Source organism: Pseudomonas japonica (genome assembly GCF_900188455.1).
GTDB lineage: Bacteria > Pseudomonadota > Gammaproteobacteria > Pseudomonadales > Pseudomonadaceae > Aquipseudomonas > Aquipseudomonas japonica.
Window position 1 is genome coordinate 1 of sequence record NZ_FZOL01000023.1, and the last position, 13,113, is coordinate 13,113.

Here is a 13,113-nt window from a genome sequence, read left to right on the forward strand (position 1 = left end):
ACCCCTCCATCGTCGTGTGAGGGGCGGAATCATTGATGTGAAGGTGAATGCAGTCAGCAGGGCATTTCCCCGCGATCTATAGGAAATCTCAGCAGTGCTTCGGAATTTTCACTGGAAAGGGCTGAATGCCTTGTAGGTTCTTGGCCAGCCGAGCCGTCGTCCAGGACGGGGCATCTTTCAGGAAGGAAAATCAGGCACAAAATGTCGCATAAGGCTCGGAAAATTCACCGATCTCCGACTTTCTTGTAGGTAATTTCCCAAGCATACTCCCCGGCCCGCTTATCGGTTGCGTGACCTGGAAAGGGTGCCTAGTCTGCGTCGGTCGTTGCCAAATCAACGACCGGATTTAGCAGTCCGTCACCTCTTGTATCCACCAGCCACCAGTTTTATGGCGGCTGTGCGCGGGGCGCCTTCGGGTGCGCCGGGTGAATGTGGATTCTGGAGGCCCGGTCTGCTAACCCGCGTACAGTCGCCACCCTTCGTTTAGCAGCGAATTGTGGTTTTTCATTCCTCAACCTCCTGAGAATCCAAAACCATGAAAAAGCTAGTCCCCGACCCTCCCATCCTCTGCGTCGGTCCCGGTCTGTCCCATGAAGACGCGATCCGCCGTGCCGAGGACCATCTGAAGAAGGCAATCGCCCTCACGTCCTATCTGCCCGCCCACACCAGCGTGAAGCATCAGCGAATGCTCAGTGATGCGCTGCTGGACATGAGAATCTGCAAGGCGTTGCTGACGGTGGCGTTGTCGCGCTCGACGGTGAGCGTGCCGGTGTGAAGGGATGCTTTGGCCCTATCGCAGCATGGGGATCTGCACATCCTTGAAGGCTTGCCGGGAACCGTATCAAGGCAGCCTGCAGCGGCCACGCATGGAGCAACCGGTACGCCAGCACTCCGAGTACAACCTCAGTGGCCGCGAGCAGGACATCCTCGACCTGCTGGTGCAGGGCATGCCGAACAAGCGCATCGCCCTGGCGCTGAACATCTCGGCGGAAACCGTGAAGTGGTATCTGAAGAAGCTGTTCGCCAAGCTCAACGTCAGCGACCGGGTGCATGCGATCGACAAGGCGCGTCGGGAGAAGTTGGTGGGTGAGCGGAATTCGGGGTGATCGGTCGGGGCGGGGCCTTGGGGGTGGGTATCTGCACCTCTTTGAAAGGCTCGCCGGGGAACCGTATCAAGGCCACCAGGTGCTCGCAGTGACAGGTGCAGTGCCCTTGAGATCGAGCGCCGCCCGCGCGGCGCTTCGCGAGCAAGCTCGCTCCCACAGTCTGTAGCAACGCGCCATGGCCTGTGGGATTGGGGTTGTCAGCCTTGGTGCATGGCAGGGGTTAGCGTAGAGGCCATTTGGATCGACTTGATATCCCGTCGTGCTAACGAGACGGTCAACCATGGCCTGACAGACATAGGTACGTTGCAACAAACTGTGGGAGCGAGCTTGCTCGCGAAGCGCCGTGCGGACGGCGCGCGATCTCAAGAGCGCTGGAAGGGCGTCGTCATGCACTGCGATGCGCCGCGCGGGCGGCGCTCGATCTTGAGAGCGCTGCAAGGCTCAAGGCAGGCACCTGCCGGCCTCGATGCGGTTCCCGGCAGCCCGCAAGCTGATGGAAATGAGCGCTCACCCCGACTATTGAGCGAGATAACCACCATCGACCACCAGATCGGCGCCGGTCATGTAGCTGGAGTCGTCGCTGGCCAGGAACAGCATGGCCTTGGCGATCTCTTCGGGCCGGGCCATGCGCCCCATGGGAATGCGCTGGCGCAGGTACTCCAGCATGCCCTGGGCCTGCTCGTCCGGCGCGGCAGCCAACGCACCCTGCACCATCGGCGTTTCGACATAGCCGGGGCACAGCGCGTTGACCCGGATGGCGTAGCCCTGACGCGCGCAATGCGCCGCGACCGAGCGCGTGAGCAAACGTACGGCTCCCTTGCTGGCGTTGTAGGCCGGCACCAGCGGCTCACCGATCAGGCCCTCGATGGAAGCCACATTGATGATCGAGCCGCCGCGCGCCTTCATCCGCCCGATAGCCTGTTGCGTACCGAGGAACACGCTGTCCAGGTTGCAGGCCAGCGTGTGCCGCCACTGCTCCAGACTCAGTTGCTCGACATCGCAGAACGCGCCCACGCCAGCGTTGTTGACCAGCACGTCGACGCGTCCGAACAGCTGCTCGCAGAAGTCCAGCGTGTCGCGCCATTGCGCCGGGTCGGTGACATCCTGCTGCAGGAAGCCCACCGTCAGACCCTGCTCGCCCAGGGCATTGGCCGCCGCGAGGCCGCCAGCCTGGTCGATGTCGGTGAGCAGTACGCTGGCGCCCTCGCGGGCAAACAATTGCGCGGTGCTCAGGCCGATGCCCTTGGCCGCACCTGTGATCACGCAGACCTTGTCTTGCAAACGTCCCATCATCTGTCTCCTCGGTTATCGCGCACTCAATCCGCCATCGAGCACCAGCTCGGTGCCGTTGATCCAGCAGGCCGCATCGGAGGCCAGGTACAGAATTGCACTGGCGACGTCCCGCGGCTGGCCGTAGCCCAGCGGATGCATGCTTTGCACGAGGCTCTCCGCCTGCGCCTCGTCGGCAACCAGGCCGACATCGGCGAAGCCGCGCACGACGTTGGCACCCAACTCGGTCTTGACGATGGCCGGATGCAGCGAGTTGACCCGGATGCCATAACCCAACGCCGCGAACTCCACCGCCGCGGCCTTGGTCAGCAGGCGCACCGCGCCCTTGGATGAGCAGTAGCTGCCAAGCCCCGGCACACCCACCATACCGGCCACGGACGAGAGGTTGACGATCGCCCCGCCACGCCCGGCGGCGCCACCCGGACGCATGGCGCGGGAGGCGTGCTTGAGGCCGAGGAACACCCCGGAAACGTTGATCTCGTGCACCCGCTGGAAATCTTCCAGGCGGGTTTCGGTGATCAACCCGACCTGTTCGATGCCGGCGTTGTTCACCAGCACGTCCAGGCCACCGCACGCCTCAACGACCTCGGCAACCACGGCCTGCCAATCCGACTCCTGGGTGACGTCATGCTTCAGCGCCAGTGCCTGGCCACCCTGCTCGCGAATGCCTGCGGCAGTCTCCTGCGCCACCTCCGGCAGGATGTCGCTGATCACCACGCGGGCCCCGGCACGGGCCAGCGCCTCGGCGGCCTGGGCCCCCAGTCCACACGCCGCGCCGGTGATCAAGGCAACTTTGCCGGATAGGCCGAAGGTACTCAGCAGTTCTTTCATGTCCACGAACCTCCCTGATAAAAAAGCGGCGCGAGCCATCACAGGCACGCACCGCAAAGCGTCGATTCGACGAAGTGGATCAGTTGCGCACGATGACTTTGGTCAGGCCGTCACGCTCCATCGCGGCCAGCAGGTAGCGCGCGCCGAAGGCCGCCGCCGGGCTGACGAAACCGCCCGCCGCGACCTGGCCGGCAAGGATGCGCTCGATACCGGCCACGGCCACCGAGCCGGCCTGCTCGTAACCACAGTTGCCCTGCAGGATCACCGTGGACTGGCTGGACGGACCACTGCCGTGGCAGGAAATCACCGCGCGGCAGTGCTCCGGGTTTTCCCGTGGCGGCTCCAGCGGCGTCCACTCGTGGCCCCAGCCGTTGGTCACCTCTTCCTGCTCCCGCGGCGACTTGAAGCGGTGCACCTCGTTGAACTCGCGGGCCAGCTTGAGCACGCTGCTCATCACCGTCGGGTTGCCGAAATTCACCAGCATGCTGCAGTTGCGCACGCGCGCGTCGTCCAGGTACCACACCGGCTCGCCACCGCCGCTCCACGGCAGGCAATCGAGCACCTGGTGGAAGGTCGGCGCCACCGCCTGGTAAGGCGTGGCGGGCTGCCACTCGACCAGCTCACGCTGCGCCAGGTGGTACTGCGGCTGGCAGCACATGCGCAGGAACGACAGCGTCGAGCTGACCGAAGGCAGGGAACCACGGGTGACGTAGACCAGGTCCAGGGTGTCGATGCCGGGGGTCTCCAGGCAGACTTCCGCGGCCAGGTGGCCGGAGGTCCACATGAACGCCAGCGCCGGGATCAGCACCACACCGCGCTCGGCATAGGCGGCACCGTACTTCTCGCGGACATGGAGCATCCAGTCCTGCTCGCCGGTGCTGTCCAGGTAGTGACAGCCCGCGGCCAGGGCGGCGCGCACCATCGGCTCGGCCAGTTGCATGAACGGGCCGACGGTGTTGTAGACCACCGCCTTGCCGGTCAGCAGCTCGGTCAGCGGGCCTTCTTCGTTGGCCACTTCGAGCACTTCATAACGGGCAGCCTTGAGCTCCGGCTGGGTGGCGAACTGCTCGTGGATCTTCGCCGCGCTGCGGCCGGCGGCGATGAAGGGAATCTGGCGGGCCGCCAGGTGACGCGCGATCAGTTTGCCGGTGTAGCCACTGGCACCGTAGACCACGACCTTGATATCGGACATTTTCTTGTTCTCCTGTTTCATGCGGATCGTTGTTGTGAGGAGGCAGCACCCAACGCGGCTTCGAGGCGCTCGCGCAGGATGCGTTCGAGCGGTTTCTCCGAGGCCGTCTTGGGTATCTCGTCAAGCAGTTGCACATGGCTGGGCAGCAGGTTGCGTGGCAGGTGCCGGGCGCAATGCGCCAGCAGTTCGCGGCTGTCCAGGTGCTGGCCGGGCAACGCCACCACGGCGGCGACCACTTCCTTTTCGCCCGGCGCGCAGTGGGCGGTGGGCAGGCCGTAGACATACACGTCGGCGACCGGGCCCATCTCGGCGATGACCTTTTCGATCTGCGCCGGCTCGATGAACTCGCCGTTGCGGCGAATGCCGCTGCCGTCGCGATAGTCGAAGTGGACCCAGCCGTTCTCGTCCTGGTGACCGATGTCGCCGGAGTGGAACCAGCCACCCTGGGTCTTGGCGGCGGACGCCTGCGGGTTGTTCAGGTAGGCCACCGGCGGGTGCTCGCCGCCATTGGCGGCGCGGAAGCAGATCTCGCCGCGCTGCCCGGCCGCCACTTCGCGGCCCTCGCCGTCGAGGATCGCGCAGCGCAGGTGCGTCGGCGGCTTGCCGATGGAGCCGATCGGGCCGCCTGGCGGATTGAGGGTCAGGCCGCCTTCGGCGGTGCCGTAGAACTCGAAGATCTCGACGTCGAAACGCCGGGCGAAGTCCTGCCAGATGCTCGCCGGCATGCCGGCGCTGAACACGTAGCGCACCGGGTTGTCAGCGTCGTCCGCGCGCGGCGGTTCGGAGTACACGGCGGTGGTCATGCCGCCGAGCAGGTTGAACACGGTGCACTGGTGGCGACGCAGGATCTCCCACAGCCGCGACTTGGTGAACTGACGGCTGATCACCGCGCGCAGGCCCATGAACAGGGCGTTGCCAAGGGTGATGCACTGGGCGTTGGCATGGGTCAGGCTGAGCCCGGTATAGGGCCGGTCGCCGGCCTGCAGGCCGACCTGGGCGCCAAGGCTGGCGATGGCGGCGAAGCGCGCATGGGGGGCGACGATGGCCTTGGGGTTGCCCGTGGTGCCGGAGGTGAACAGCAACTGCATCGGCTGTTGCGGATCGTTGGCGCGGATGGCGATGTCGGGCACGCGGTCGTCCAGCACGTCGCCCAATGCGCGGATGCGAATGCGCGGGTGAACGGGCAGTTCGCCGAGACCCGCACCGGTCTCCAGCACCCACAGCCACTCCAGCTTCGGCAAGGACCCGGCCAGCGCCAGCACCGCGGCCAGGGCGTGGTCGGCGACGATGGCGCCGCGGCTGCCGGAAAAGTCCAGCAGGTACTGCAACTTGTCGCCACAGGCCCGTGCATCGATGGGCACGAACACGGTGTTGGCGATGGACGAACCGACCATCGCCTCGACGAACTCGGGATGGTTGAACATGACCAGGGCGAAGGCATCGCCCTGGGCCATCCACTCGTCGTTGAGCCCGGAGGCGATGCGCTGGCCGTTCTCCCACAGCTGGCGGTAGCTGCGGGTGCAGTCGCGCAGTTGCTGGTCGGCATCGACGTGGACGAAGGTCAGCACATCGAGGTCCGGCTGCTCGGCGGCCTTGCGCTGGATGACGTGGGCCAGGATCAGGGAATCGTTGGACATGGAAGGCTCCTAGCGGGTCAGGATGGTCATGCTCATCACCGCGGCATCCGCGCCGATGAAGCCACCACCGTTCTCGGCCAGGCCGACGCTGGCGCCCTGCACCTGGCGCGCGCCACAGTTGCCGCGCAACTGCTCGACCAGTTCGAAGACCTGCCCCAGACCGGTGGCGCCGATGGGGTGGCCCTTGCGGTTGAGACCGCCGGACACGCTCACCGGAATGCGCCCGCCCAGCTCGGTGGCGCCGGACTCCAGGAGCGCCACGCCTTCGCCACGCCCACACAGGCCGAGGCTTTCGTAGTACATCAGCTCCGAGGCCGAGGACGCGTCGTGCAGCTCCACCAGGCTCAAGTCCCGCGGACCGACGCCGGCGGCCTGGTAGGCCAGTCCGGATGCCCAGCAGGCCACGTCCGGGGTGTCGTCATCGGCGTAGTCGTAGCCGCTGACGATCATCGAGGCGGCGACGCGGATCGGCTGACGTGCGCCGAGACGCTTGAGCGCACGTTCGGAAACGATCACCGCCGCCGCCGCGCCGTCGCCGATCGGCGAACACATCGGCAGGGTCAGCGGATCGGCGATTTTGCGCGAGGCGAGAATCTGCTCGACGCTGAGCACGTCCTGGAACTGCGCGCGCGGGTTGAGCGCGCCGTGCCGGGAGTTCTTCGCGGTGACCATGGCCAGGTGACGCGGCTCGCCGCCGGCCATGGTCAGGTAGTCGCGTGCCCAGGTGGCGTAGATGTCCATGAACAACGAGCGATCCTTGCCGGCCTGGGCCAGGTCGACCTGGGCGCCGGAGCGCAGCAGGCCGTCCCGCAGGAAGCCGAGCACGGCGTCCTGCTCGTCGACATCGACGCAGCCGTCGAAGACCGAGAAGGTGCGCGCCTTGTCCTCGTGGTAGAGCTTCTCGTAACCCGCGGCGATGACCACGTCGTACAGACCGTGGGTGACCATGCTGCAGGCCTGCTGGAAGGCGGTGGACGCCGTGGCGCAGGCGTTCTCCACATTCACCACCGGAATGCGTCCGACACCCAGGCCGCGCAGCACCGCCTGGCCGGCGATGCACACCTGGCCGGTGATCACCGGCGCGGCGCCGGTACCCATCCAGGCCGCTTCGAGCTGGCGCGCCTCGATGCCGGCGTCGTCCAGCGCCTGCTTGATCGCCTCGCGTGCCAGGCTGTTGAGGCTGCGCCCCAGGTGCTTGCCGAAGCGGGTCATGCCGACGCCGATGACGTAGGCGTTCTGCCGGGCATTGCGGATCAGTTGCTGGTCCAGTTCGCTCACACTCATCACAGCCACTCCTGGTTGATCAGGTTGTAGCCGCCCTTGATCGCGAGGATCTGGTTGCAGCCGTCCTCGATCATCGAGGCGCGGGCATCGCGGAAGATCTTCTCCACCGGGTATTCGCGGGTCAGGCCGTTGCCGCCGAACATCTGGATGGCGTCGCTGGCGACCTCGAACGCGTGCTCGGTGGCGGTGACCTTGGCCAGCATCGCCGCCTGCAGCGCCGGCACCGACGACAGGTTGTTGAAACGCGCGACACGGCGGGTCAGCGCCTGGGCGGCCTCGACCTTGCGCAGCATGTGGAACAGGCGCCGGGCCACGTCCTGGTGGCGAATGATCGGCTGGCCGCCCTGCTTGCGTTCATGGGCATAGGCCAGCGCGTGGTCGTAGGCCGAGCGCGCCACGCCGGTGAAGGTCGCGGCCATCAGCAGGTTGGCGTCGGTGTGGATCGCATAGACCGCGCGTTTGTAGTCGTCCGGTCCGGCGAGGATGTGGTCGAGGCTGACCTTGACGTTGTCGAAGTACAGCTCGCCCTGGGGCAGCGGACGCTGGCCTATTTTCTCCAGCGGCCTGCCCCGGGAAACGCCGGGCAGGTTGGTCGGCACGACGACGCAGTAGCCGTGCTGGGTGTCCGGGCCGCTCGCGGTCTCGGCGGCGCAGTACAACACGCAGAGATCGGCGATGCAGCCGTTGGAAACCCAGGCGGATTTCTGCCCGTTGATCACCAGTTGGCCATCGCTGATCCGGGCCACGCAGTTGGGCCGGCCATAGCTGCCCTGGGCATGGAAGATCTGCCGGCTGACATCCAGCGAGTCGGAGCCATGGTCCGGTTCGGTGATGCCCCAGCAGCCGATCAACTGCTCGGAATACTCCTTGAGCACGAACGAATTGCCCAGCTTGGCCGCCATGTACAACGGCAGCATGCGCGTGGCCGCCGAAATCGCCAGGCCGGCATCGCCCCAGCCGAGTTCCTCGAACAGCAGCGGGAACATCACCGCGCGCTGCTCGTCGTCGAGGCTGGCCAGCAGTTCTTGGCTGATGCCGAGCTTGTCGTACTCGGCGAAGAACTCGTACAGGCGCGAGCCCTTGGCCGCCACCTGTTCGGCGCTGAGGCGATCCAGCTCCTGGCCGATCGGGCGCATGACCTTGCTGGCGAACTGGCGCAGGCTCTGGCGGAAGGCTTCGGACTCTTCGTCCAGCGGGGGCTCGCAGGCCCAGGGCCCCAGGGTGACCCTGGGTTCTGCGGGCCATTGCTGCGGGGGCAGGTTGCTAGGGTTCATAGGGTGGACTCCTGTTGTGTCGGGAGTCACCGGCCAGCCGACCGGTGACGATGAAATCACTGGGCGGGCGTGGTCTGGGAAACAGCGAGGGCCGCGGCGGCGGGACGAACGAGGGCACGGGGGCTCGACATGGGGGGATACCTGCTGATTGTTCTTGTATGAACCGATCATGCCGGGTCGCCGGAGACCCGACGTCCCCCCGACACTGGTGGCCGATGGGGGGAGGTCACTCCACCGCGGTCATCATCGCCTTGGCCTGCTGCGTCGCCTCGGTGGTACGGATCGCCAGGGTGCGCACTTCGTCCGCGACCACCGCGAAACCCCGGCCGAGGTCGCCGGCACGGGCCGCCTCGATCGCCGCATTGAGCGCCAGCAGGTTGGTCTGGGTGGCGATGCCCTGGATGGTGCCGACGATCGCACCGAGCTTCTGCAGGTTGTCCTGCAGCGCCGCGTGCTGACGCGCCTGCAGGCGGCGCAACTGGCTTTCCTCGTACTCGTCCTGGGCATCGACCAGCGACCCCATCACCCGCAGGGGCAGGCCGTGGGCGTCGCGACAGGCCATGCCGCGGGCGCGGAACCAGCTGTAGCCGCCATTCCTGAGCTGCAGGCGGTAGCTCAGTTCCAGCGGCCCGGACGCCTCGCGCCGGGTCATGTACTCGGCGAAGGCCTGCAGCGCTTTCTGCCGGTCCTCCGGGTGCAGGCGCGAGGCCCAGCTGTCCAGCTCCGCGGGAAAGTGCTCGCCCTCGTCGAAGCCGAGCAGGCGGATGAACTGGGGCGACCACCAGAGCCGGTTGCGCGGGTTCACCGGGTCGCCCTCGACCACCTCCATCTCCCACAGCGCTTCGCGGATGGTTTCGCGCATCAGCCGGAAGCGCTGCTCGCTGGTTTCCAGGGTTTCGCCCAGGCGCCGGCCGTCGTCGATATCGCGCAGCGTGCAGATCAGCCTGATCCCCTTGCCGTCGGCTTCGGCCAGGCTGTCGCAGCGAATCTGGAACCAGCGGTAGTCGCCAGCCGCGAGGCGCAGCCGGTACGCCGCCGAGGGTCGATCGGCGCCCGCCTTGAGGTTGCCGTGGACGAAGCGCTGCAGGCTGGTGCGCTCGTCCGGGTGCACGCAGGCGAGGAATGCGCCGAGGCGGCTGCCCGGATCGAGCCCGAGCAACCCGCGCAGGCCCACCGACGAGACCAGCTCGGCCTCCAGCGGCAGCGTGCCGTCGCCCGCGACGCGGGTTTCCCAGCAACCGTCGGCGCAGGCCGCCATGAGTTCGCAGCGATTGCGCTCATGGGCGAGGTCGGCCAGCAGCCGCACATTGCCGGCTTCGAGCAGGCACCGCTCGGCGGTGGCCTCTTCGACCTGGCGCGTCAGTTCGTCCAGGCGCTGCTGCAGGCACTGCAACGCGCTTTCCGCGCGGGCGACCAGACGTCGATCGGAAAGCGCGCAGGCGTCATCGTCACCGGCCAGGACGACGACTCGATGCAACAGATTGCGAATGCTGAAGGCGGAAGATAACAGGTACATGTACAACTCCCGGGCAGAGGTGGAGGTGGCCCTGAAAAGCATCACTCCCGCCGAAGCGGGAGTGATGGGTGGTGGTGGAGGTGTCGCGTGCTAGAGCGTCACTTGCCGGCCGCTTCGAGCTTGCCCAGGGTGAAGTCGGACTCCTTGGCCCCCTTTCGGTTGATCACGAAGGTGGAGACGAAGTTGGTCGAGTGCTGGCGCTTGAAGTCGATCTGCTGGCCCTGGACCGGCAGGATCGCCTTGTAGCCGTCCTCGCCGACGATCGGCTGCTGCTGCATGTGGTGGAAGCGCCAGAACTCGCCGCTCTTGTCGTAGATCTCGGCCATCAGCGGGCGGTTGGCCTGCACGTCCACGTAGAGCACCTTCTTGCCGTAGGGGTGGGCGTCCGGCGGCGTACCTTCGAGCACCCAGACCTCGCGCGGCTGCCAGCCCAGCTTGGGATTGGGGTTCCAGTACGGCGGGGTACTCACGTCCTGTTGCGGGAACGCCGCGGCGTTTTCGCCCCCGACGACGCCGACGGTCGCCGGGGTATCGGTGACGGCGAGGATCCAGCGCTTCTCGATCAGCTTGACGCCCTTGTACCAGTTGGGCGGCGAATCCCAGACGTCGATATCGTCACCGAGCAGGTCAAGCCCGCCCACCGGGTCCATCCAGGCGTTGCCGGAGATGCGCCGCACGCGGCGCACCGACTTCAGGTAGGCCCACACGTCGTCGGCCTTGAAGCCGTCGGCGTAGCGCTTGGTATAGGTACCGATGCCCTTGATGTCCTGCGGTGCCTCGGCGAACAGCAGGGTGTTCTGCAGCATGAAGTCGCTGCCGATGCTGGCCGGGCCGTTGAGCCGCCCGCGGGTGTAGAAGCGGTCCAGGCGGTAACGCTGGACCCGCTCCACGCCCTTCTTGGCGTCGATGAGGATGTAGTGGAAGTTCTTCATTTCCTGGGAGTCGCCCATGGGCCGTCCGTAGATGAAGTTCCACACGATCTTGTCGCCGGCGTCCGGGTCGTTGCTGTCGATCCTGGGAAAGGGTACGCCCTTCTCCCAGCCCTGCACGGTCCGCGTGGCCTTGTCGAAACCGACCTTGCCGACGTTGGCAGCGCTGGCCGCGAGGTAGCTCGGGTCGAGGTCCACCGGCCGCGACGGGGCCAGGGTCAGGCCCAGGTTGTAGTTGCGGATCTGCCACTGCACCTTGTCGGTCAGCAGGGTCTTGAGCGGCTTGCCCTCAAAGGTTTCGTTGAGCACCTGGTCGAGGTTGGCCTTGTTCACCAGGGTGCCCGCGGGCAGATCGGCGGCCAGCGCGGTAACGCTGCTGGCCAGCAGGGCGCAGCTCAGCGCCGCGTGTTTGAAGAGGGTTTTCATCGGTCAGCGACTCCGGGTCAGAATTGGCGGGTCAGACGCAGCACGAGCTGGTCATGGTTGTCGAAATAGCCGAACAGGCGGGTGTCGCCCTTGCCCTGGGCATCGCCGCCACCATCACTGCCGCGACCAGCGGCGTAGAACAGGTCGGCCTCGGCGCGCAGGCGCCAGCTGTCGCCCAGGGCGAACTCCACGGCGGGGATGAGGAAGCCGCCCTTGTTGTTCACATCGATACCGGCAGCCAGCGACGGGTTGATGGTGTCGTTGCGGTAGTTGGTCTGCAGCACGGTGGTGAAGAGCGTGGTGTCGCGGCGTTTTTTCGCGCCGTAGGCGGCCAGCTCGACCAGGTCGTCGTCGCTGTCGAAACCGAGCACGCGGGTGTTGAACAGCTGCATGGAGAGGAACGACGGACGGCTGGTGCCGAGCACGCGGGTCAGGTCCACGGTCTTGTCCATGCGCAGCATGGTGGTCAGGGTGTCCTTGCGTTGCAGGCCGGCGAAGCCCGGCGGCACTGCGCCACCGAACATCGGGTTCTGGTAGCTGCCCTGGTTGAAGCCCACGCCCTCGGTGTACACCACCTCGGAGGAGAACACCGCGTCCGCCGCCGCCACGTAGGTCGAAGCGGTGGCGCCCCACACCGTGATCTCCGGGTGGATCACATCGCCGAGCACTCCCTTGGGCATCTTCTTGTAGGGCGCGAAGCGCGAGTTCACCACCGGATCGCCCTGATAGGACTTGAGCCAGGCCAGCGAGTAGTTGACGTCACCGGCCAGGCCCGACCAGCGCAGGCCACCGGTGACCTTTTCGTTGTCGCCGGCCGGGTGGTCGTAGTCGGTGTCGAGCAGGGAGAAGAAGTCGGTGCCGCGATACGGCTGCGGCGCCCAGCGCCCGCCGTAGAAGTCGACACTGTTGCCGATCGCGTTGTGCGCGTCCCAGCCCGGCCGCACCAGCACCTGCAGGGAGCCGTCCAGCTCGGGCACCTGCACGGTGGTGTTGAACATGATCAGCGGCTTGCGCAGCTCCTCGTTCTCGGGTTCGAGGAAGGAGCGCCAGCGGTAATCGAAGCCGTGCACCACGTCCATGGCGCGGAAGAAGTCGGTCTCGCCCCACACCACCTGCTGCTTGCCGACGCGGAACTTGACCCGGTCGTACTCGTAGTCGAAGTAGAACTCGCGCAGCTCGGCCCGGTCGTACTCGTCCATCAGGTCGCTGCCGCGGCCCCGATTACCGGTGTTGACCATGGAGCGGTTGATGTCCTGCAGGTCGTCCTGATAGCCGGTCATCCACTCCTTGTCGAAGCGGCCGATGGCCTTCCAGCTCAACGGTCCGGTCACCGCGTCGGCATCCAGCAGCAGCGAACCGCGCAGCATGGACAGCTTGCCTTTGTCGTTGCCATGGGTTTCCGGCGCGTTGTTCAGGTTGAACGACGACCAGCCACGCAGATAGCCGCCAAGGCTGAAACCGTATTCGTCATTGCCATAGTCCATCGCCTGCGCAGCGGCGGACATGGCACCCAGTGGCAGCAGCGCGAGCAGCCAGGTCGGCCGCTTGGCGCGAAGGGTCGATTGCATCCCGATTACCTCTCATTGTTCTTGTTGGATGGCAGTAGTTGTTGCTCTCGCAGGCGGTCG

Annotated in this window: 10 protein-coding genes and 2 pseudogenes; 2 read left to right on the forward strand and 10 right to left on the reverse strand. The window is 66.2% G+C overall.

Annotated elements, in window-relative coordinates; all coding sequences use genetic code 11:
* Positions 1 to 535: 535 nt before the first annotated feature.
* Together CHB99_RS23335 and CHB99_RS23340 are read left to right on the forward strand one after the other, a co-directional pair.
* Positions 536 to 775, forward strand: coding sequence for a hypothetical protein (locus CHB99_RS23335; RefSeq protein ID WP_042130018.1), 240 nt, complete (start codon positions 536 to 538; stop codon positions 773 to 775).
* A gap of 91 nt (positions 776 to 866) precedes the next feature.
* Positions 867 to 1,106: a response regulator transcription factor gene (locus tag CHB99_RS23340; RefSeq protein ID WP_052419563.1), complete on the forward strand. Its 240-nt coding sequence runs from the start codon at positions 867 to 869 to the stop codon at positions 1,104 to 1,106.
* Between the two features lie 516 nt (positions 1,107 to 1,622).
* On the opposite strand, the gene CHB99_RS23345 is transcribed toward CHB99_RS23340, so the two are convergent.
* From CHB99_RS23345 to CHB99_RS23385, 10 genes and pseudogenes are all read right to left on the reverse strand, one after another.
* Positions 1,623 to 2,396: a glucose 1-dehydrogenase gene (locus tag CHB99_RS23345; RefSeq protein ID WP_042130020.1), complete on the reverse strand. Its 774-nt coding sequence runs from the start codon at positions 2,394 to 2,396 to the stop codon at positions 1,623 to 1,625.
* A gap of 15 nt (positions 2,397 to 2,411) precedes the next feature.
* The gene (locus CHB99_RS23350; protein WP_042130022.1) at positions 2,412 to 3,227 is read right to left on the reverse strand and encodes a glucose 1-dehydrogenase; all 816 of its coding nucleotides are present in this window, start codon (positions 3,225 to 3,227) and stop codon (positions 2,412 to 2,414) included.
* A gap of 79 nt (positions 3,228 to 3,306) precedes the next feature.
* Positions 3,307 to 4,419, reverse strand: coding sequence for a saccharopine dehydrogenase family protein (locus tag CHB99_RS23355; protein ID WP_042130026.1), 1,113 nt, complete (start codon positions 4,417 to 4,419; stop codon positions 3,307 to 3,309).
* A 17-nt stretch (positions 4,420 to 4,436) separates the two neighbouring features.
* On the reverse strand, positions 4,437 to 6,056 hold the full coding sequence (locus CHB99_RS23360) for a class I adenylate-forming enzyme family protein (RefSeq protein WP_042130027.1): 1,620 nt from the start codon (positions 6,054 to 6,056) through the stop codon (positions 4,437 to 4,439).
* Positions 6,057 to 6,065: 9 nt separating this feature from the next.
* Complete coding sequence (locus CHB99_RS23365; RefSeq protein WP_042130029.1) at positions 6,066 to 7,340, reverse strand: thiolase family protein; 1,275 nt, start codon at positions 7,338 to 7,340, stop codon at positions 6,066 to 6,068.
* Positions 7,340 to 8,614 carry an acyl-CoA dehydrogenase family protein gene (locus CHB99_RS23370; RefSeq protein ID WP_052419564.1) on the reverse strand — a complete coding sequence of 425 codons (1,275 nt, stop codon included), beginning with the start codon at positions 8,612 to 8,614 and terminating at the stop codon, positions 7,340 to 7,342. Before CHB99_RS23370 ends, CHB99_RS23365 begins: the two co-directional genes overlap by 1 nt.
* A 238-nt stretch (positions 8,615 to 8,852) precedes the next feature.
* A pseudogene (locus CHB99_RS30380) lies at positions 8,853 to 9,062 on the reverse strand (methyl-accepting chemotaxis protein); the annotation flags it as partial.
* 81 nt (positions 9,063 to 9,143) lie between these two features.
* A pseudogene (locus CHB99_RS30215) lies at positions 9,144 to 10,172 on the reverse strand (PAS domain-containing protein); the annotation flags it as partial.
* A 56-nt stretch (positions 10,173 to 10,228) separates the two neighbouring features.
* Complete coding sequence (locus CHB99_RS23380) at positions 10,229 to 11,485, reverse strand: DUF1329 domain-containing protein (RefSeq protein WP_042130033.1); 1,257 nt, start codon at positions 11,483 to 11,485, stop codon at positions 10,229 to 10,231.
* A 17-nt stretch (positions 11,486 to 11,502) separates the two neighbouring features.
* Positions 11,503 to 13,053, reverse strand: a complete 1,551-nt coding sequence (locus CHB99_RS23385; RefSeq protein WP_042130035.1) for a DUF1302 family protein — start codon at positions 13,051 to 13,053, stop codon at positions 11,503 to 11,505.
* Between the last annotated feature and the right edge of the window lie 60 nt (positions 13,054 to 13,113).